We start from the raw sequence: 21,523 nt of genomic DNA, 5'->3' as shown, positions 1-21,523 counted from the left end.
AACTAAATTGGAGGAGAAAATGGAGAGAAAAAAGCAAGTTCTATTTAGCAAAGAGGAAATTGCTGAAACAGTTAAGAGAATGGGCCAACAAATTAGTGATTCCTATGGTAATGAGCCTATTGTTGCTATATCTTTATTGAGAGGAAGTTTTGTTTTTGCAGCAGACTTAGTAAGAGAAATAAAAACTCCGACTAATGTTGATTTTATGACAACTTCTTCATATGGTGATAGCGAAGAAACTTCAGGTAGGGTAGATATTGTTCATGATATAAGAACTGATGTAGAAGATATGCATGTATTGATTATTGATGATATCTGTGATTCAGGACATACTTTGAAAGCTATCAAAGAACATATCTTAAAGAAGAATCCTAAGTCAGTGAAAACAGCTGTCTTCTTGGATAAACCAGATAGAAGAAGGGTGGAAATTTATCCTGAGTTTAAAGGTGAAGTTATCGATGACTTATTTGTAGTAGGCTATGGACTAAATTACGGTAACTATTACAGAAACTGCCCATATATATTTGCCTTTGTAAATCCTGAAGATGATGAATAAAATGTACCGTAAATTTTCTGATTTTTATGATGAGCTTGTATTTGATATAGATTATAAAAAATATAGTCAAAATATTATTGATATATTGAGTGAAAATAATATTCAATCAGGGAATTTACTTGAAATAGCCTGTGGTACAGGTAATTTAACACAAAGGTTAGCGGAAAATAAAAATTTCAAAATAACAGCTTTTGATTATTCGGATCAAATGCTTAACCATGCTTATAACAAACTAATTGACCATGATAATGTAGACCTTTTGTATTTTGACATGTGTAAGTTTCCATATGACAACTTTGAATTTGATGCCATTATTACTTTATTAGATGTTATTAATTATATTTTAGATGATAAGAAGCTTAAAGAATTATTTACTAAAATATATGAAGGGTTAAAATATGGTGGAGTTTTTATATTTGATTTAAATTCTAAACATAAATTATTAGAAGTATTAGCAGACAATACCTTCGTATATGAAAGAGATAATATTTTTTATACTTGGGAGAATCAATTAGATGGAGAAGAAGTTAACTTTGATTTAAACTTCTTTGTTAAGAATGATGATGGGTCTTATTCAAGATTTGAAGAAAACCAAATAGAAAAATATCATTCAATTGAAAAGATAAAAGAAATCCTGGAAGAGATAGGTTTTAAGAATATTTCATACAGAGATGAAGATGGTGGACCATATAAGGAAAATAAAAGCCAAAGAATATTATTCCATGCAATTAAATAATTTATACTTTTATTCAAATATATGTTAAGATATTAGAGTAGGTAAACTACAAAGATATGGAGGAAAAAATGACAAAAGGAACAGTAAAGTGGTTCAATGCTACTAAAGGATTTGGTTTCCTAACTACTGAAGATGGTCAAGATGTATTCGTACATTATACTGCTTTAGAAGATGATGGTGAATTTAGAACTTTAGATGAAGGACAAGCAGTTGAATTTGAAATTGTTGAGGCTGACAAAGGCCCACAAGCTTCTAATGTAGTTAAATTATAATTAAATTATTGGAAGTGAAAAAGAGGCTAGTAAATAGCCTCTTTAAATTTTTTAAGAGGAATTAATTATGAGAAATTATGTTATAAGAGCAATTAATAAAAATAAGACTATTAGATTTTTTATTGGACAAACTACAGATATGGTTCAAGAAATTAGAAATATCCATGAATCTTCTGCTACAGGTTCAGCTGCCATGGGACGTCTTGCTACTATAGCCAGCATGATGGGGCTAGCAAGTCTTCAAGATGACCAAAGTCTTACCATATCTTTTGATGGTAAGGGACCTGGCGGAAAACTAGTTGCAGTTGCAAATGCTGATGGTTTTGTAAAGGTAACAGCTACTAATCCTCAGGCAGACCCAGAATCAAAATATCCTGGTAAATTAGATGTAGGATCTTTTGTTGGTAGAGATGGAAACTTATCAGTTGTAAAAGATTTGAAAATGAAGGAGCCCTATGTTGGTCTTTCTGAAATTGTAACTGGGGAAATAGCAGAGGATATGGCTAATTATTTCTTTTATTCAGAACAAACTCCAACAGCTATTGCCTTAGGGGTTTTAGTAGATAAGGACCTTTCTATCAGAGCTGCTGGCGGGATATTCATCCAAGTTTTACCAGATGCTAGCGAAGAAGATTTAATTAAATTAGAAGATGCAATTAAAGGATTAAAACCAGTTTCTGAATTGATTGATGGAGGTTTAAGCCCAGAAGAAATCTTATCAAGATACTTTTCAGAATTTGAAACAGAAATTATAGCTACAAACGAAGTAGGCTTATATTGTGATTGTAGTAGAGAAAGAATTGAAACAGGCCTGGAATCAATTGGCAAGATTGAATTAGAAAATATACTTAAAGAAGATGGGAAAGCAGAGGTTGTGTGCGACTTTTGCAAAAAAACATATATATTTAATGAAGATGATCTAAAAAATATGATAAATAATGCTAAATAGAGGTAGTCATGAGTAGTTTTCTAACTTTTGTAGAATACATAGGTATAATAGCCTTTGCTATATCTGGAGCCTTAGAAGGCATCAAGAAAAGATATGACTATTTAGGTGTTGTGATATTAGGTATAGTTACCTCAACAGGTGGAGGGATGATCAGGGACCTTATTTTAGGAATTACCCCACCATATTCTTTAAGGTCTGGTATCAATATTTACCTAGCTATTGTTGTAGCTACTATAGTTTTTATAGTAAACTTACTTGATGACAATGTTAACCGTTGGACTGTAAATAAATTATTTGATGAAACCTTGGTTTTATCTGATGCCATGGGGCTTGCGGTATTTGTTATAACTGGTATGCAGGTGGCTTACAATATATCAAATTCTTATTCAGCAATTTTATATATATTTGTTGGGACTATATCAGGTGTTGGAGGTGGTATCATTAGAGATATGCTGGTAAGTAACACCCCTTATATTTTTGATGGACATATATATGCTTCAGCCGCGATTATAGGTTCAACAGCTTATCATTTATTGACTTATTATACTGGATTACCAGTCAGGTTGGTTATGATATCTTGTATAATATTAATATTTGTAATAAGAATGATATCATACCACTTCAACTTAAACCTACCTAGGGCAACTAGAATAATAAAATAGAATAAATGGAAAATCCAAAATTTATTATAAATTTTGGATTTTTCATTATTAATTATTCTTTTCATTTATAGCTTTTTCATACAAGGCTAACAGGGTCTCAGCTTGTTTTATATTGTTATTATTCTCAATATATGCTAAAGTAGTTTCTTTTAGTTTAGCTTCTTCTTCTGCAGAAAAGTTTAATACTTTATCTAAAAGATTTTTAAAATCTTCCTTATCTTCCCAGGTATAACCATTTAAACCTTGTCTAATTTGACTTTTATTAGGCTCATCCAATTTTATAAGGGCTGGTAAGCCTGACGCCATACCTTCAAGCATGGATATGGAATGCATTTCTGAAAGAGAAGCAGTTGTGTAATAATCCATAGCGGATAGATATAGTGGAATATCGGTATTATCAACAGGTCCAAGACATATAATCTTATCTTCAAGATTTTTTTCTTTTATCATTTCAGTAATGCTTTCTAAATCAGGCCCCTTTCCTATAATAAATAATTTTGCTTTGTCAGCATCGACATTCGCATAAATAAAGCTTTCCACTAATTCTTCTATATTTTTTTCTTTGCCAATTCTACCTACAAAAACTAGAGCTTTTGTAGAATCTGAAAGCTTATACTTTTCTCTAAAATCTTTTCTAAATTGATCTTTTTCTGGACTAGGTAAAAACTTTGAATTATCTATAGTATTTTCAATAACATAAACTTTTTTATCTATATTCTGTCTGTCAAGATAAGCCTGTGCCTTATAAGATGGGCTAGTTATTATATCAGCTGATTCAGGTAGTTTTTTCAAAAATTGATCTGATAATTTTTTCGAAATTTTTTCAAATAAAGGATTTCCATCCTTCAAACCTACATAAAATAGAAATCTATCATATTCACTATGAAGAGTATAAACTAAAGGAATATTATATTTCTTTGCAAATTTCCTTCCACTTAAACCAACACCAAATTCATTTTGAGCATGAATAATATCAGGATTAAAGTCTACCACTTCTTCTAAATGACTTGGACTTACAGGCATGGAAATTCTGTAATTGTAGATTTTTTTTAGTTCTATACCTGGCAAATATAAAACTCCATCTTTCAATATTTTTTCTTTTTGTTTTTCTGACCCTACAGTTACAACTAAAACTTCGTGTCCTAAAAGCTCATAAGTATCTTTAAGCATCTTAGTTTGGGTTGCGACACCATTTATATAGGGTGGATATGTTTCAGTAAAAAATGCTATTCTCATAATTTCCTCCATTTTTGATATTATAACATATTTAAATAATGAATTAATTAAGAATTTATTAATATTATTTAAAGTGCTATACTTAGCTTAAAGTAGGAGGGAACATGATAAAAATAATTAAGCATAATGATTTACAAGTTAAGATAGATACTTTAGGGGCCTATATAATAGAATTTAATAAGGCTGGTGAACAAATTTTTTATCCTAAAAAAGAAATAAAAGTGGGGAATAGTAGTAAATTAAGAGGTGGCAACCATGTATGTCTACCACATTTTGGAGTATCAGAAAAAATAAATCAAAGTAACCATGGATTTGCAAGAAGTTTAGAATGGGATATTTTAGAAGAAAGTGATCATAAGCTTATACTAACTTTACAAGCTCCAGTAAAAGATTATGAAGAAATGGAAGTTAGTTTAGAGTATAGCCTTGAAGATAATACATTCACAAGTAAGTTAGAAGTAGAAAACCTAGGAGAAGAGCCATTTACTATAAGCCCAGCCTTCCATCCTTACTTTGCTTACAAAGATGTAAATAGCTTGAAAGTAAATGGAGAAAAACTAGAAATAACAGACCAAGTAAGGGAAAGTTTGTTTAAAGGACAAGTTAAAGAAATAGAGATAGATGGTAAAAAAATTATATTAGAAAATAAAAATATAAACAAATATGTAATCTGGACAGATGAATTAGATAAATATATCTGTATTGAACCAACTTATAACTATGATGCATTAAATAGGGATCTAGATTTGATCCAAGTTGATAGGGGGAAAATCAAAGAGTTTGAATTTATCATAAGACTATAATTTGTAGTTATGAATAGAAATTAGATAATAGAGAAAAAACAACAGTTGATAAATAATAAACAATGATGTATTTTAGATATAAATGTTATAAGTTTTTTATGGTAAATAAGAATGATTTGTAAAAATATATCCTTAAAAGGAGTTCCAATGAACAAAATAATAGATAGTAAAAACTTAAAAAAATGGAGTATGCTTGCAATACTAGTTTTTACAATTACAAAAGTATTGTCGCTACTACCTCCATTAATTATGCAAAAAGTAATAGATACCTACATACCAAATCAAGATATTAGAGGGATTATCTTTGGTATAATTCTATTTGTGACTATCCCTGCTGTATATATTTTGTCACAGATTTTGTTTAATTATTTTTCAATAAAGTTTGCAAGAAATAAAGGGAATGATATAGCCATGCAGATCACAAAAAATCTAGTAGACCAAGACTTAGAATTTTTTGATAGGCAAAATTCTGTAGAATTAGTTACAAATTCTAGTAAGGAAGCTACAGGATATATAAACTTTTATATCTCGGAATTACCTATGTATTATGGCTACATATTTATTTCAGTTATTATATTAATTATCTTATGTACATATTCACCATATATAGCCTTGGTCCAACTTTTATTTATACCACTTGCCATTTGGCCTATAAGAAAGATGACGGGTACCATTCAAAGTCAAATAAATAGGGTCATGGAAAACAATGCTAAAATATCTCAAAAAAGAGTTGATATTTTTAAAGCGATAGGACTTGTAAAATCCTATAGGTTAGAAGATGAAAAAATACAAGAAGTTGCAGACATAAATGCAGATACAGCTTCTATATGGGGAAAAGTAGCAGCTTTGGACTCTACTTCTGGAATTTGGATTTCAGGTTTTCTATCCATGTTATTTACAGGTATAACCTTCACCTTAGCAGCTATCTTTATTATGGAAGATTGGGAAAATTTAACAACCGGATCTCTGATATCTATTATTTCCTATACAGCTATGCTGTATGGTTTTATAGATATAATACTTAAAATGCAAATTAATAAACAAAAGCAGGATGCTGAATTTTCTAGATTTCTTGAATATATTGATGTAAGTGGTGAAAGCCAAGCAAATGATCATAAAAGACCACTTGTTTTAAATAAAGATATAAGCTTCGAAGATGTTTCTTTCAAATATCCTAATTCTGAAAAAGAAGTATTAGAAAATGTAAGCATGAATTTTGAAATAGGAAAATGGACTGGTATAGTTGGTAAATCTGGTATAGGAAAATCTACAATATTTGACTTGATTTTAGCTTTTTATAAAACTGACAAAGGAAACATCTTATTTGATGGGGTAAATATAGAAGAAATCTCAAGTTTTTCTATTAGAGAAAATATTACTAGAGTTTATCAGGATATATTTATGTTCCCAGGCACTATAAGGGAAAACTTGCTTCTAGGTAAGAAAAATATCAGTTATGATAAATTAGAAGAATGCTTAAAAATAGCTAATATATATGATTTTGTAAAATCCTTAGAAAATGGGCTAGATACCAATATCGGAGAAGCAGGTAAACTAATTTCAGGTGGCGAAAGGCAGAGACTAGCCTTAGCTCAAGCCTTGATAAGAGGAAATAAAATATTACTTTTAGATGAGATAAGTTCCAACATAGATATTAATAGTGAGAATATAATAAAAGAAAACTTGAATAAGCTAGTAAGAGAAGATGGATACACCGTTATATCTATAAGTCACAATAGCAATTTCCTAGAATACGCTGATAAATGTTATGATTTAAATAGGATGTAAAAAATATCAAAAATAGAGCTAAAGACATTCCAAGTTAGGTTGATCTTTAGCTCTATTTCATTTTAAATCTTTTTATTAAGAATTAACTATCATATTTGCTAGAATATGAGTATTACCTGCACCTAAGGTAAGTACAAGATAATTTTCATCAATCTTATCTTTTAAGTAGTCTACAACTTCTTCAAATGTAGACAAGTACATAGCATTTTCGCCATTTTCTTTCAATTTTTCTACCAAGTGGCTTGAATGGATAGTTGGATCAAATTCTTCCCTTGCTGGATAAATATCTGTAACAATAGTCAAATCTGAATCATAGAAAGCCTTTGAAAAATCATCTAGTAGGGCCTTGGTCCTTGAAAATTCATGAGGCTCAAAGACAGTGATAATCTTTCTATCTGAAAATGTCTTTATAGCATCTAGGGTTGTCTTTATTTCTACAGGGTGGTGGCCATAGTCAGTGATTACAATTGCGCCATTTTTTTCTCCTATAGTTTCAAGTCTCCTATGCAAGGTCTTGTATTCTGAAATTGCTTTTTTAGTAGTTTCTATATCAATACCATTTTCATAGGTAGTGATGATAGCTGCAAGAGCATTATAAACATTGTGCTTACCAGCAACATTCAAATTAAATACTTCATCTCTGCCATCTATATTTATAACAAATTCACAATGTCCCAATTCATTCAATTTATAGCTTTTTACATAGTAATCAGCCTTATCATCTTCAAGAGAGAAGCTTATTGCCTTACCCTTGATATGTTCAAATAGTCTTGATGTATTTGGATCATCAAGGTTGATGATTGCCTTAGAATTTTCATCTAAATTTTTCATATAGCCAATAAAGGTCTCTACTATGTGGTTTAAGTCCTTGAAGTAATCCAAGTGGTCTTCATCGATGTTTAATACTATAGCTGTTGATGGATAGTAGTTTAAGATATTAGCTTTGAATTCACATGCTTCTGTAAGTAAAATATCAGAATCTCCAACCTTAACATTTCCATCCATTTCATCTAGGTCTCCACCTAAAAGAATAGTAGGATCTTCATCTGAGCTTAATAAGATTTTAGCTATCATAGAAGTTGTTGTTGACTTACCATGAGAACCAGATACAGCGATTGACCTGTCAAAGTTTCTCATCAAGGCACCTAATAAGACGCCTCTTGAAACAACCGGTTTGCCAGTAGCCTTAGCTGCCATAAGCTCTTCATTATGTTGAGGAATAGCATCTGTATAAACAAATAAATCTTGGTCGCTAATATTGTTTTTACTTTGACCAATATAGATTTTTATTCCTTCTTTAATTAAATTATTTATATGTGGATTTTCTTTCCTATCTGATCCACTTATTTGGTATCCCTTACTGTGTAAGAGCATAGCTATACCAGACATACTGATACCACCAATACCTATAAAATGTATTTTATTAAAATTTTTATCTCCAAAATCAAATTTAAACATATTTTACCCTTTTCTAAATTATTCGGTACTATAATATCACAAAAACCTTAGTAATTAAATAATAATTTTACATAGCTAGCAATTGTTGTATAATTAAAATGAATGTTAGTAAAAATAAGTGAGGTACAATGAATAAGGTAATTATTTTGGCTGCTGGAGAAGGTACCAGAATGAAGTCAAATATTTCAAAAGTATTACATAAACTATGCAATAGACCCATTCTTTCTTATATGATAGACGCTTCAATTGAGTCCAAAGTTGATGAAGTGATTGTGATTGTAGGAAATAATGAAGATCAGGTCAAAGAAGCCTTTGGAGACAGGGTAAAATATGTAAAGCAAGAAATAGGTGAAGGTATACCATATGGTACAGGCTATGCTGTAAAACTAGCGGAAGATTTCATTGGCGACAATGATAATATTCTAGTTTTAACAGGAGATGTTCCTTTAATAAGCAAGGAAACATTAGTTGGGCTTATGGACAAACAGAATAAGGAAAACAATCTTGCTACTGTATTGACCGCTGATTTTGAAGACCCAAGCGGCTATGGAAGAATTGTAAAAGACGCAAAAGGACAGTTCAAAAAAATAGTTGAGCATAAGGATTGTAGCCCTGAAGAATTAAAAGTAAAAGAAATCAACTCAGGTATTCAAGTATTTAATGGTGAAAAGTTGAGGTATGCATTAAATAAATTAGATATCAATAATTCTCAAGGTGAATTATACCTAACTGATGTCTTTGGTATTTTACAAGAAGAAAAAGGTAAGATAGATACATATAAATTAAGTGATAATGAAGAAATAATGGGAATTAATGATAAGATTCAACTAGCTCAAGTAGAAAAAGTAATGAGAAGAAGAATAAATGAATCTTACATGAGAGATGGAGTTATCTTAGAAAATCCTGAAACCATTACCATTGAAAAGGGTGTAAAAATTGGTAAAGATACTATTATCGAACAAAATACTAAGATTTTAGGTAATACTGAAATTGGAGAAGATTGTTTGATTGGTATGAATACTAGAATAAATGATGCGAAAATAGGAAATAATGTAACTATATTCTCTTCATTTATTGACCAAGCAATAGTTGGAGATGGGTCAGATGTAGGACCATTTGCAAGACTTAGACCAAAAGCTGAATTAAAAGAAAATGTACATGTTGGAAACTTCGTAGAAGTAAAAAATGCAGTCTTAGATGATGGAGCAAAAGCAGGCCACTTAGCCTATATAGGTGATGCTGATCTAGGAAAGAGAGTCAATGTATCATGTGGGGTAATATTCTCTAACTATGATGGTAAAAATAAATTTAGGTCAACAATTGGAGATGATGCGTTCTTAGGTGCAAATGTAAATATAGTGTCTCCTATAAATGTTGCAGATAAAGGTTTCTTAGCTGCAGGATCTACAATCACAAGAGATGTAGCAGAAGGAGAATTAGCAGTAGAAAGAAGTGAGCAGAAAAATATTAAAGGTTATTATACAAGAAAGTTTGGTGAATAATGGAGAAGACAATGTTTGATGCACAAAATGAAGTAGTTTTATATACAGGATCCTCAAATAAAAAATTAGCACAAGACATATCAGATGAGCTTGGCTTAAGATTGGGAGACCTTACCATAAGCAGATTTGCTGATGGAGAAATCCACGTTAGAATTAACGAAACTGTAAGAGGTAGAGATGTATTCTTAATACAACCTACTTCAGAACCTGCTAATGAAACAATTATGGAGACTTTAATTATAGTTGATGCTTTAAGAAGAGCTTCAGCTCATAAGATAAATGTTGTTATGCCTTACTACGGCTATGCTAGACAAGATAGAAAATCAAAGGGTAGGGAACCTATTACAGCTAAGTTGGTAACAAACTTGATTGAAGCAGCAGGTGCTGACAGAGTTGTTTCAGTAGACTTGCACGCTGCCCAAATCCAAGGTTTCTTTGATATCCCATTTGACCACCTTACAGCAAGACCAGTTATAGCTGAATACTTTGAAAAAGTTATAGAAGAAAATAATGAACATGATTGGGTAGTAGTTTCACCGGACCTAGGTGGGGTAACAAGAGCTAGACTTTTAGCTGACGTTTTACACTTACCAATCGCTATTATTGAAAAGTTTAGACCAAGACCAAATGAATCAGCTGTACTAAATGTTATAGGTGAATTCAAGGGTAAAAACTGTATAATCATCGATGACATTATTGATACTGCGGGTACAATAGTAAATGCCGTAGAAACCTTGAAGTCAGAAGGGGCGAAAGACGTATACATAGCAGCTACACATGGTGTATTATCAGGTTCAGCTTTAGAAAGAATAAACAATTCTTCTGTAAAGGAATGTATAATTACAGATACAATATTTCATGAAAATATTGAAGAAGAAAATGAAAAAATTACTGTTTTATCATTGGCACCAATGATAGCTTTAACTATAAAGAGTATAGTAACTTATACATCTGTATCAGATATAATGAAAGATAAGAAATAATGTATTTAATTGTAGGTTTAGGAAATCCAGGTAAGAAGTACGATAAAACAAGACACAATGTAGGTTTTGATGCTATAGACTTACTAGCAGACTACTTTGCCATTAATATAGACAAGGTTAAATTTAATGGTGTATATGGAGAAAGCAGACACAAAGGTGAAAAAATAATACTAGTAAAGCCAGAGACATACATGAATGCCTCTGGCGATTGTCTTGTCCAATTTGCTAATTATTTTGACGTAGATGAAGAAAATATAATAGTTTTAGTTGATGATATTGATATAGAATTTGGTAGTGTGAGAATAAAGAGAAATGGATCTCCAGGAACTCACAATGGCCTAAAGTCTATAGTTGAAAGACTAAAAACTAAAAACTTTCCAAGGGTAAAAATAGCAGTAAATCAAAAACCTTCATATATGAATTTAGCGGACTTTGTCTTATCTAGATTTTCAGATGAAGAAAGAAAAATTGTAGACCAGGAAATAGAGATAGCTAGGGATGCTGTTATTAAAATAATAGAGAATGGCATAGATCAAGCTATGAATGAAGTAAATTCTGTAAGGTTAATATAGTATGCAAATTAAATCATTGAATAATTTAATAGAGGCTATAAAACTGAATAAAAAGTTTATATATAATTATGGATTAATAGATGAAGCCACAGGTCATTTTATTTATGAGTTAAGACGAAATATAAAAAGACCTGTTTTTCTTGTGCTTAATAATGACAACAAGGCAAGAGACTTGTATGAAAATTACACTATAAATAATATACCAGCTTCTTACCTACCAGCCCTATCTACGAATTATCAATTGTTGCAAGACTTAGACTTTACAAATAGAAGTCATAGGATGAAGTCTATCATAGAGATGATTTCTGGAGATAATCCTATAATCATTAGTTCTGTTAATGGGCTTAGACGCAAGTTGTCAAGTGTAAAATCTTTTAAGGACCATTCTTTTATCATAAATTTAGATAGTGAAATTAAATTAGAAGACTTGGTTAAGAAATTGGTAGACCTGGGCTATGAAAAGAGGACCATGGTTCAAGCCAAGGGAGAATTTTCTGTAAGAGGGGATATAATAGATATCTTCCAAGTCCATGAAGAAAAACCTACTAGGATTGAACTCTTCGATATAGAAGTTGACTCTATCAGAAAATTTGATATAAATACTCAGATGTCCATAGATACTATAGATTCTTACGCTATATATCCTATGTCTGAAAACTATATAGCCTATAAAAATAAAGATAAGATTATAATAAAAATCAAAAATGATTTAGAAAAGTCTAAACAGATTTTATCAGACCAAGCATACATAAGAGCAGAAGAGAAATTTGCAAGGATTATAGAAAATATAGAATATGAAAATCCAATTGATAATATTGAATTATTGATTCCATATTTAGAGGAAAATTTGGCTTCAATATTTGAATATTTGCCAGAAAATACTTTGATAATTTTTGATGACATTACAAAAGAAATCCATGAAGCAAAAGAGATAGAAACCTTCAATATGGAAGATATTGAAAATAGGATAGATAATGGTGAACTTTTAGCTAGCCACAGAAGGATTTACCACAACTTTGACGACTTAATAAAAAACATCAATAATACAAAGATAAATTTCTCAAGACTACTAAAAAGCAATCCTGATATAAATTTTGATGAAATAATAGAAAGTAAGGTAAGGGAAAATCCGACTTACCATGGTAAATTCAACCTATTTGTAGAGGACTTAAAATATAATATTGAAAATAAATATATTACAAATATATTTGCAGCAAATAAGGAAGATGCTTTAAAACTAAATAAGGACCTTGAAGATAAGGAGCTTGCATCAAAAATAATAGATAAATTAGACTTTGACAATTTATCCAAGGTAAATATATTTCCTTATCATTTAGAAAAGGGTTTTGACTATTATCAAGATAAGATTAATTTTGTATCTTACAATCAAATATTTAAAAAGACCAACAAGAAAAAATCCAGGACCATAAAAAATAAGGAAATAATAAATTATGTGGACTTAAATAAGGGTGATTTCCTGGTCCATGATAATTATGGTATTGCCAAGTATCTAGGTATAAAAAATATAGAACTAAATGGAAATAAGGCTGACTATCTGGAGTTAGAATATAGCAAGGGAGATAAATTGTATGTTCCAACTACAGATATGACCATGATATCTAAGTTTATTGGTAATGAGGATAATAAGCCAAAATTATCCAACTTAAATGGTACAGACTGGGCTAGGTCGAAAAATAGGGCTAAAAAAGCTATAGAAGAAATCGCCGATAAACTTGTAAAATTATATGCAACAAGAATGGAAATTGATGGGTTTTCATATAGTCCAGATACAAGTTGGCAGGGAGAATTTGAAGATGCATTTCCATATGTTGAAACTGATGCTCAAATCAGGGCTATTGGTGAAATAAAAAATGATATGGAAAGTAAAAAGGTAATGGATAGACTATTAGCTGGTGATGTTGGCTATGGTAAAACTGAAGTTGCCTTAAGGGCTGCCTTTAAAGCAGTTATGGATTCCAAGCAGGTTGTTATGCTTGCACCAACTACTATCTTGGTTAAGCAACATTTCAATACTATTTACAATAGATTTAAGGATTTTCCTATAAACATAGATTTTTTATCTAGGTTTAAAACACCTAAAGAAAAAGAGGAAACTATTAGAAAGTTGAAGTCTGGAGAAATCGACTTTATAGTTGGTACCCATGCATTGTTATCTGATAAAATTAAATTTGATAATTTAGGACTTCTAATTATCGATGAAGAGCAAAGATTTGGAGTAAAACATAAGGAAAAAATAAAAGAGCTAAGTGAAGATATAGATGTTTTGACCTTATCAGCCACACCTATACCAAGGACTCTACAGATGTCTTTATCGGGTATTAGAGACATGTCTATATTAGACGAATACCCACAAAATAGGTTACCAATAAATACCTATGTCATGGAATATGATCCTTTATTAATCAGAGAGGCGATCCTAAAGGAAATGGCTAGAGGAGGACAGGTTTATTTTGTATATAACAAGGTAAGGTCAATAAATAAATTATATGAAGACTTGAAAAAACTAGTCCCAGAAGCCAATATAGCTATATCCCATGGTCAGATGCCAACCCGTCAATTGGAAAATATTTTAGAAGATTTCTCAAATGGAAAATATGACCTTCTACTGACAACAACCATTATTGAAACTGGGATGGATATACAAAATGTAAACACAATTATCATTTATAATGCAGATATGATGGGTCTGAGTCAACTCTACCAATTGAAAGGTAGGGTAGGAAGGTCTAGCAGGACATCTTACGCGTACTTTACTTATCCACAAGGAAAAGTGCTCACTTCCATAGCTGAAAAAAGGTTGAAAGCTATCAAAGACTTTACTGAGCTAGGATCAGGCTATAAGGTAGCTATGAGAGACCTAGAGCTAAGGGGAGCAGGAAATCTTTTAGGAGAAAGCCAAAGTGGCCATATAGAGTCAATAGGATATGACCTTTATGTAAGAATGCTGGAAGAAAAAATAGATGAGATAAAAGGGATAAAAACTAAATCACATATAGGTAGAAATGTAAAAATAGACCTATATTTAGATGCCTATATACCTGATTCTTATATAGAAGATGAAAATGAAAAAATCAATATCTATAAGAAAATATCATATATTGACAATGACCAGGACCATTATGCTATAATAGATGAGTTAACTGATAGGTTTGGAGATATTCCAAAACCTGTGCAAAATATTATTGATATTTCATATATAAGATCTTTGATGTTAAACAATGATATGGATGAGCTAAATGAAAAAGATAATCAAATAGCCTTATCATATAAAAAACTGGAATACTTTGATTTTGACAAGTTAAAAATATTAGCCCAAGACTATAGGGGCGATATGAAATTTGATATGACGGAAAATCCAACTATATTAATTTCTAAAGAAGGAAATTATATGATGAAATTGGTAGATCTTTTGAAATTGATTGATAAAATAAATAAGGAGAAAAAATGAAAAAAATAAAATTATTATCACTAACTTTAGCTTTAGTTTTAGTTTTAGTGGGATGTTCAAATGGTAAAATTAAAACTTCAGATGGAGAAATAAATTCTGATGTTTTAGGAAAAACAAACGAAGGTTTAGAAGATTTAAGAAATAAAAAAGGTGCTTATGTAACTATAAATGGTGATGAAGTTTCATATGAAGACTTTTACAAGTTTTATGACCTATATTCAGGTATCTTAGCAATGAGACAAAACTTAACACAAGAATTAACTAACCTATTTGTGCTTGATAAAATTGTAAGTAAGGAATTAGAAGAAAACAAGATAGAAATAAGTCAAGAAGAATTAGATAAAGAATTAGAATTATATATTAAAAATCTTGGATCAGAAGAAGCTTTCAACAATTATTTAAGTATGTTAGGTGTTTCCAGAGAAGTTTTTGTTCAAAATGTTTTGAACTCAATTAAAAATACAAAGCATAGAGAAATGTATGCTTCAAAATTAGATATTTCAGATAAAGAAATAAATGAATACTATGAAAAGAATAAAGATAATATAGATTCAGTTAATGCAAAACATATACTTGTAAAAGACGAAGAAACTGCAAAAACAGTTAAAGAAAAACTAGACAGTGGTGAAGATTTTAAAGCAGTATCAGATGAGTATTCTATAGATACAGCTGCAAAAGAAAAAGGTGGAGACCTAGGTAAGGTAACAAGAACAAGATTTGATGAAGATTTTGTTGAGGGTGCATTCGCAGTTGAATCTGGTAAAATATCTGATCCAATAAAGACTAAACATGGGTATCATATAGTTCAAGTAACAGAAAATAATGTAGGCTTAGACAAAAATATAGAAATGATAAAGGAAGCTTTATCTACAGAATCCTATAATAAATATATCCAAGAACAAGTATCAAAAGCAGATATTAAATTCTATGATCCAAAAGGAAGTTTACAAAACGGAAACTCAGAGTCCCAAGGTGAAACAAATCAAGAAACCAAGGCAGAAACAAATAAAGAAACAAAATCTGAATAAAATTTTATAAAAATAGTATAAAAAGCATAAAAAAGTATAAAAAAAAAGCAAAAAAGCCTTGAAATACACGTTTCATATGGTATAATAAACTTACAGTTAAAAAAACTGATATTTTAGGAGGAAAAATTATGAACAAATCAGAATTAGTAGCAGCAATCGCTGAAAAGAGTGGTTTAACAAAGGTTGATTCAACAAAAGCTTTAGATTCTTTATTAGAAGCTGTAACAGAAGCTTTAACAAAAGAAGAAAAAGTACAATTAGTTGGATTTGGTACTTTCGAAGTAAGACACAGAAAAGCTAGAGAAGGTAGAAACCCAAGAAATCCTGAAGAAAAGATTCATATCCCAGCATCTAAAGCACCAGTATTCAAAGCTGGTAAAACATTAAAAGAAGCTGTTAACAAATAAGAACTTATTTAAAAAGCAACTGTCTTAAGGCAGTTGCTTTTTTTTGTATGCGATGGTGGGCCATCGGTGACTTGAACCCATGCTTTCTGATTGTCACCTAGACGCTCTCCTAACTTAGGTAATGAACACAAAAGCTTATCTCGGAGGTTGATTGGTAAGATAGGATGGCCTATTCTCCAATACTATTTTATAAGTATACATATTTTATACATCATTTAATCTAAGATCTCAAAAATTTATTATTAATTTCTGGAATCGTTTTTAAGATGTTTTGTTTTCTATTCATTTCAGAAATTTTAAATAACAGCAGGTTAACATTAACATTTAGAGAAGCTGCTATTTGATCATAAGTATAATCTAGATTCGCTAAATCCAGAATTTCCTCTTGGTCTATTAATAGGTGGGAAGCAAATAAGTTAGCTTCAGTTTCTAAACTATTTTCAATATTAAATAGTTCAAATTCAAATATCTTATCTTTTAAGGCTTCTTCCTGGTGTAAAATGTGATGACCAAGTTCATGAGCAAAGACCATTTTTTTCATTTCATAACTATTATCTGGATTATAAAAAACAAAACTAGTATTTAATATGCGAGTATACATGCCTAAAAGTTTAGTTTTTCCTTTAAATGGCAAAATTTCTACTCCAAGATTCTTCAAAATGGTATAGGGGTCTCTAGTATTGTATTTATCAATCAATTTATTTGCTTGGTCTTCTATAAAATGATACCTATTCATTGTTTTCTTCTTTCATTTTTGCTATATAATAAGCTTCTTCTAAACTATCTAAAACAGCCTTTTTATCTTCTAAGTCTAACTTTCCTCCTGAAAATAGACCAAGCATTTCCTTTATTATTACATCTGCATCTTTATAATCATTTTCTATATGACTTAAAGTTTTTAAATCTTCTCCATCGGTAATTAGACTATTCAAATCTAAGTCATAAATATCTGCGATTTTTAAATATATATCATGCTTTCTAGGTCTTCTTTCACCTAATTCATAGGCCTTATAAGTTCTAAGGCTTACTCCTATTTTATTAGCAAAGTCACTTTGGGTTAATTGGCTTTGACTTCTTAATTTTTTTAGTTTATCTGAAAAATTCATAAAATCTCCTAGATTGACAAGGTGCCACTAGTAGCACTATAATAGTGTTACAAAAGACACCATACTTTAGAAAAGTGTTAACTATGACACTATAGTAAGGTTAAAATTAGCTTATGTCAAGGAGTTATTATGAGAGATATTTTACACTGCGATATGAATAATTGCTATGCTTCTATTGAAATGAAATTAAATCCAAAGCTTAGAGGACAGGCCTTGGTTGTTAGTGGGTCTGTAGATGAAAGACGTGGTATAGTCCTTGCTAAATCAGAAAAAGCTAAAAAATTAGGTGTTAAAACAGGCGAAACTATTTGGGAAGCTAAGTTGAAATGTCCAGATTTGATTACAGTCCCACCACAATATGACCAATATTTAAAGCACTCCTTAATGGCTAGAGAAATATATTATTCCTATACCAACCAGGTAGAACCCTTTGGTTTAGATGAAGCTTGGTTGGATGTTACATCTTCCAAAAAGTTATTTGGAAATCCAAATGTAATTGCAGAAGATATTAGGAAGAGGATGAAAAAAGAATTAGGTATAAGTGTAAGTATAGGTGTTAGTTTTAACAAGATATTTGCTAAACTTGGATCTGACATGAAAAAGCCTGATGCTATTACATGTATTCCTCATGAAAGATTTAGAAAGATTGTTTGGCCTCTGGACATAAGCTCTATCCTAGGTATTGGATCTTCTACAAGAAAAAAGTTAAATAAAATCAATATATATACTTTGGGAGACTTGGCAAATACAGAATTATCTATTGTTGAAAAACTACTTGGGAAAAATGGCAAAAAGCTTTGGTTATATGCTAATGGGCAAGACCAATCAAAAGTAGCCGATATGGGATTTAGACCGGAAATAAAGTCTGTTGGCAACTCGTCTACATGTACAGAAGATTTACTAAATGCTGAGGAAGTTTACCATGTTTTTCAAGTTTTAGCTTTAAAAGTATGTGAAAGGTTAATCCAATATGGCTACCAGGCCTATGGGATAGAAATCCACATAAGAGATTATGAATTTAATTCTGTTTCTTATCAAAAAAAATATTCTTATCCAGCCTATTCTTCTATAATTTTGTGTGAAAGGGCCATGGATTTATTTGAAAATTATAAGGTCTTTAGACCTATAAGGGCCCTAGCCATAAGGGCTATATATTTGGTTGACATCGATAAGACCCAGCTTGATTTTTTTGCTTTAGAAGATGGCTTAATTAAGAAAAGCAATCTGGACCAAGCTATTTATGAAATTAGAAAAAAACATGGGAAAGATTCTATAACATTTGCTTCCTTGAAAGAAAATGTAAAATTACCAACAGATCTCCAAGATATATATACTCTTCCAAATTCTATGAGATAATGTGATAAAATATCTATAAGGAGGGGATATGAATAGGCAAATTTTACATATAGATATGAACAATTGTTTTGCTTCAATAGAAATGAAGCTAAGACCAGAGCTTAGGGGTATCCCTTTAGTTGTATCAGCAAGTCATGATGGCAGGCATGGTATAGTTTTAGCTAAGTCAGAAGAGGCTAAAATCTTCAACATAAAAACAGCTGAACCTATTTGGATGGCAAAAAAGAGATGTAAAGACCTTAAAATAGTAGAACCACATTATGATGAATATAAAAAGCATTCCATATGGGCTAGGGAGATTTATTATTCCTATACCAATCAAGTTGAGCCTTTCAGTTTAGATGAAGCCTGGTTGGATATAACAGGGTCTACTAAGTTATTTGGAACCCCTTTGGAAATTGCAAATACCATCAGGCAAAGAATAAAGGATGAGTTGGGTATTACAGTGAGTGTAGGCCTTAGTTTCAATAAAATTTTTGCTAAACTAGCTTCAGACATAGCTAGACCTGATTCAGTTAATGAGATAAGAAAAGACAATTTTAAGCAAATAGTTTGGCCCATGAAAATATCCAATATGATGGGGATAGGGCAAGCTAGTGTAAAAAAATTAAATGAGGCAGGTATATTTTCTCTGGGAGATATAGCTAAAACTAAAAGAGAAGAATTAGAAAAGATTTTAGGAAGTCATGGTGAGAAAATTTGGGACCAAGTAAATGGTTTGGATAATAGTGAAGTAAAGGATTTTCATCACCTAGATCCAATTAAATCCATATCACATGGTAGAACCTTTATTGAAAACTTAGATAGCAAGGAAGAAATCAGATATGTTTTTCATAGATTAGCCCAAAAGGTAAGCAGAAGGCTGATTGAAGAAAACTTAGAAGCTATGGGAGTTCAAATTAGTGTAAAAGATAAGGATTTAAAACAAGAAAGTTTTCAAAAAATCTTAGATTATTCGAGTTTTTCATCTATAGTGTTGAGGGATACAGCCTTAGACCTATTTGAAAATTATAAATGGGATAAATCTATAAGGTTTTTAGAGTTAAGAGCTATAAATCTTACCAAAGATTCAAATGTACAAACGAATTTTTTAGCAGATTTTAAGGACGAAGATAAAAAATCAAAATTAGACAAGGCTATATTTAACTTACAAAATAATTTTGGTAAAGATATGGTTAAATTAGGCTATTCTCCTGATTTAGATGAGAGATATGGAGATGAAAAATTTGAGAGATAATTATATATTATAATAAAGCAAGTCAGATTAAGGAGTTTTCTTATGAAAAATAAAATATTATTAGTTATGGTCATTATTACAGGAATTTTGGCAATGACAAGTTGTGGTAAAAAATCTAAATCAGAATTGGAAACTAAGGAAACAGTGGAGGAAACTAAAAAAGAAACTCAAAAGGAAGAAACGACTGAAGAGACAGTAAAAGAAACAATTAAAGAAACAAAAAAAGAAACAGAAAAAGAAATGACCAAGAGGGCATATACAAGTGGTGATGAAATAAGTATATTAGAGACAGTTTCAGGTTTCAGTAATGCCGCTAATGCTATGGAAGGAAAAGATCAAGTTTCTAGCTATGGTCCAGGCAAGTATTTTGTTTATAAGACATATGAAAATGGGGCTATTAATATAAGTAAAAGCCCTGATGTTGCTGGTATCTGGATTAATCCAAACAAGGTAAATATAAGCTTAATTGCAAAAGCATCAAATAAAAAAACATCAAATAAAAAACCATCAGCTACTAAACCGGATAATGGAAAATCTACTGACAATAAAAATATTAAAACAGCTGGATCAACAGAAACTACAGGCTGGTCATGGTCTCATCCAAGTGCCTATGGCAGAAAAGTATTAAAAGAAAATAATGGCTACTATAATTTTGGGAATAAAGTTTATTTAACTTTTGATAATGGTTATGAATACCAAAATATCACAAGTGATATATTAGATTCATTGAAAGCTAAAAATGTAAAAGGTGTTTTCTTTGTAACAGGATCTTATATTAAAGATAATCCAAATTTAGTTAAAAGGATGGTAAGAGAAGGACATATTGTTGGTAACCATACCAATAAGCACCTAACCCCAAGAAAAGTATCCTCTGAAAGAGTAATTCAAGATATCAAAGAATGGGAAGACATTTATAAGTCTATTATAGGTGAATTGCCAACAACAAAGCTATATAGACCAGCAGAAGGAGTTTTCAGTGAAAGAACTGTAGCTGGAGCCAAGAAGATGGGATATAAAACAATTTTATGGGGATTAGCCTATAAAGATTGGGATACAGATAATCAACCTTCTACTTCCGAATCTTTAAGCTTTTTACAAAAAAACACTAAAAGTGGTGATGTAGTCTTATTACATTCCGTATCAAGAACCAATTCATTGATATTAGCTGATTATATAGATTGGTTAAGAGATAATAATTTTGAAATTGGTAATTTTTGATAAAATATTTTAGATAAAACATAGTCAATGAAAAAAGAGAGTTGTAAGGAAAAAAATAAACTGACCCCAAAAAGTTGGACCTAAAAACTAACTAAGGAGGTCAGTTTTTTCATGGCAAAATATAGTATAGAATTCAAAAAGAAAGTTGTAAACGAATATTTAGAAGGATGTGTAAGCTTAAAAGA

20 protein-coding genes are annotated in these 21,523 nt (G+C 30.6%); 16 read left to right on the top strand and 4 right to left on the bottom strand.

The window, feature by feature from the left end:
• The first annotated feature begins 19 nt into the window (after positions 1-19).
• The 5 genes from hpt (at position 20) to C4Q29_RS01780 (ending at position 3,175) form a co-directional block, all read left to right on the top strand.
• Positions 20-556, top strand: coding sequence for a hypoxanthine phosphoribosyltransferase (hpt, locus tag C4Q29_RS01800; protein ID WP_103981123.1), 537 nt, complete (start codon positions 20-22; stop codon positions 554-556).
• Positions 546-1,292, top strand: coding sequence for a class I SAM-dependent DNA methyltransferase (locus C4Q29_RS01795; protein ID WP_103981122.1), 747 nt, complete (start codon positions 546-548; stop codon positions 1,290-1,292). The genes hpt and C4Q29_RS01795 overlap by 11 nt, the downstream gene beginning before the upstream one ends.
• Positions 1,293-1,360: 68 nt before the next feature.
• Positions 1,361-1,564 carry a cold-shock protein gene (locus C4Q29_RS01790; RefSeq protein ID WP_103981121.1) on the top strand — a complete coding sequence of 68 codons (204 nt, stop codon included), beginning with the start codon at positions 1,361-1,363 and terminating at the stop codon, positions 1,562-1,564.
• A gap of 67 nt (positions 1,565-1,631) precedes the next feature.
• Complete coding sequence (hslO, locus tag C4Q29_RS01785; RefSeq protein ID WP_103981120.1) at positions 1,632-2,513, top strand: Hsp33 family molecular chaperone HslO; 882 nt, start codon at positions 1,632-1,634, stop codon at positions 2,511-2,513.
• Between the two features lie 8 nt (positions 2,514-2,521).
• The gene (locus tag C4Q29_RS01780) at positions 2,522-3,175 is read left to right on the top strand and encodes a trimeric intracellular cation channel family protein (RefSeq protein ID WP_103981119.1); all 654 of its coding nucleotides are present in this window, start codon (positions 2,522-2,524) and stop codon (positions 3,173-3,175) included.
• 48 nt (positions 3,176-3,223) lie between these two features.
• Here the strand turns inward: C4Q29_RS01780 and C4Q29_RS01775 are convergent, their stop codons facing one another.
• Positions 3,224-4,411 carry a glycosyltransferase gene (locus C4Q29_RS01775; protein WP_103981118.1) on the bottom strand — a complete coding sequence of 396 codons (1,188 nt, stop codon included), beginning with the start codon at positions 4,409-4,411 and terminating at the stop codon, positions 3,224-3,226.
• A gap of 104 nt (positions 4,412-4,515) precedes the next feature.
• On the opposite strand from C4Q29_RS01775, the gene C4Q29_RS01770 reads away from it, so the two are divergent.
• Positions 4,516-5,214 (top strand): aldose epimerase family protein, encoded by a 699-nt coding sequence (locus tag C4Q29_RS01770; protein ID WP_103981117.1) that lies wholly within the window; start codon positions 4,516-4,518, stop codon positions 5,212-5,214.
• A gap of 147 nt (positions 5,215-5,361) precedes the next feature.
• The gene (locus tag C4Q29_RS01765; protein ID WP_159459185.1) at positions 5,362-7,002 is read left to right on the top strand and encodes an ABC transporter ATP-binding protein; all 1,641 of its coding nucleotides are present in this window, start codon (positions 5,362-5,364) and stop codon (positions 7,000-7,002) included.
• Positions 7,003-7,077: 75 nt separating this feature from the next.
• On the opposite strand, the gene murC is transcribed toward C4Q29_RS01765, so the two are convergent.
• On the bottom strand, positions 7,078-8,460 hold the full coding sequence (gene murC, locus C4Q29_RS01760; RefSeq protein WP_103981115.1) for a UDP-N-acetylmuramate--L-alanine ligase: 1,383 nt from the start codon (positions 8,458-8,460) through the stop codon (positions 7,078-7,080).
• Positions 8,461-8,588: 128 nt separating this feature from the next.
• Here murC and glmU point away from each other — a divergent pair, with 128 nt between their 5' ends.
• From glmU to hbs, 6 genes are all read left to right on the top strand, one after another.
• A complete protein-coding gene (glmU, locus tag C4Q29_RS01755; RefSeq protein ID WP_103981114.1) occupies positions 8,589-9,962 on the top strand; it encodes a bifunctional UDP-N-acetylglucosamine diphosphorylase/glucosamine-1-phosphate N-acetyltransferase GlmU in 1,374 nt (457 codons plus the stop codon).
• A gap of 11 nt (positions 9,963-9,973) precedes the next feature.
• Positions 9,974-10,945, top strand: coding sequence for a ribose-phosphate diphosphokinase (locus tag C4Q29_RS01750; RefSeq protein WP_103981113.1), 972 nt, complete (start codon positions 9,974-9,976; stop codon positions 10,943-10,945).
• Positions 10,945-11,517, top strand: a complete 573-nt coding sequence (pth, locus tag C4Q29_RS01745; RefSeq protein ID WP_103981112.1) for an aminoacyl-tRNA hydrolase — start codon at positions 10,945-10,947, stop codon at positions 11,515-11,517. Before C4Q29_RS01750 ends, pth begins: the two co-directional genes overlap by 1 nt.
• 1 nt (position 11,518) lies before the next feature.
• Positions 11,519-14,986 (top strand): transcription-repair coupling factor, encoded by a 3,468-nt coding sequence (gene mfd / locus C4Q29_RS01740; RefSeq protein WP_103981111.1) that lies wholly within the window; start codon positions 11,519-11,521, stop codon positions 14,984-14,986.
• The gene (locus tag C4Q29_RS01735) at positions 14,983-16,014 is read left to right on the top strand and encodes a peptidylprolyl isomerase (RefSeq protein WP_103981110.1); all 1,032 of its coding nucleotides are present in this window, start codon (positions 14,983-14,985) and stop codon (positions 16,012-16,014) included. Before mfd ends, C4Q29_RS01735 begins: the two co-directional genes overlap by 4 nt.
• A gap of 128 nt (positions 16,015-16,142) precedes the next feature.
• On the top strand, positions 16,143-16,421 hold the full coding sequence (gene hbs / locus C4Q29_RS01730) for a non-specific DNA-binding protein Hbs (protein WP_103981109.1): 279 nt from the start codon (positions 16,143-16,145) through the stop codon (positions 16,419-16,421).
• Between the two features lie 220 nt (positions 16,422-16,641).
• Here the strand turns inward: hbs and C4Q29_RS01725 are convergent, their stop codons facing one another.
• On the bottom strand, positions 16,642-17,157 hold the full coding sequence (locus C4Q29_RS01725) for an ImmA/IrrE family metallo-endopeptidase (RefSeq protein WP_103981108.1): 516 nt from the start codon (positions 17,155-17,157) through the stop codon (positions 16,642-16,644).
• Complete coding sequence (locus C4Q29_RS01720; RefSeq protein WP_103981107.1) at positions 17,150-17,527, bottom strand: helix-turn-helix domain-containing protein; 378 nt, start codon at positions 17,525-17,527, stop codon at positions 17,150-17,152. The genes C4Q29_RS01725 and C4Q29_RS01720 overlap by 8 nt, the downstream gene beginning before the upstream one ends.
• A 129-nt stretch (positions 17,528-17,656) precedes the next feature.
• Here C4Q29_RS01720 and C4Q29_RS01715 point away from each other — a divergent pair, with 129 nt between their 5' ends.
• Genes C4Q29_RS01715 through C4Q29_RS01705 form a run of 3 tightly spaced genes read left to right on the top strand, consistent with a single transcriptional unit; the run spans position 17,657 to position 21,338 of the window.
• Positions 17,657-18,883: a DNA polymerase Y family protein gene (locus C4Q29_RS01715; RefSeq protein WP_306457080.1), complete on the top strand. Its 1,227-nt coding sequence runs from the start codon at positions 17,657-17,659 to the stop codon at positions 18,881-18,883.
• Between the two features lie 28 nt (positions 18,884-18,911).
• Positions 18,912-20,120: a DNA polymerase IV gene (gene dinB, locus C4Q29_RS01710; protein ID WP_103981105.1), complete on the top strand. Its 1,209-nt coding sequence runs from the start codon at positions 18,912-18,914 to the stop codon at positions 20,118-20,120.
• Between the two features lie 42 nt (positions 20,121-20,162).
• Positions 20,163-21,338, top strand: a complete 1,176-nt coding sequence (locus C4Q29_RS01705; RefSeq protein WP_103981104.1) for a polysaccharide deacetylase family protein — start codon at positions 20,163-20,165, stop codon at positions 21,336-21,338.
• Positions 21,339-21,523 lie beyond the last annotated feature (185 nt).

The organism is Helcococcus massiliensis, from assembly GCF_900258485.1.
Classification (GTDB): Bacteria; Bacillota; Clostridia; order Tissierellales; family Peptoniphilaceae; genus Helcococcus; species Helcococcus massiliensis.
The sequence above is the reverse complement of the archived record's forward strand: the minus strand, read 5'-3'. Positions and strand labels throughout refer to the sequence as shown.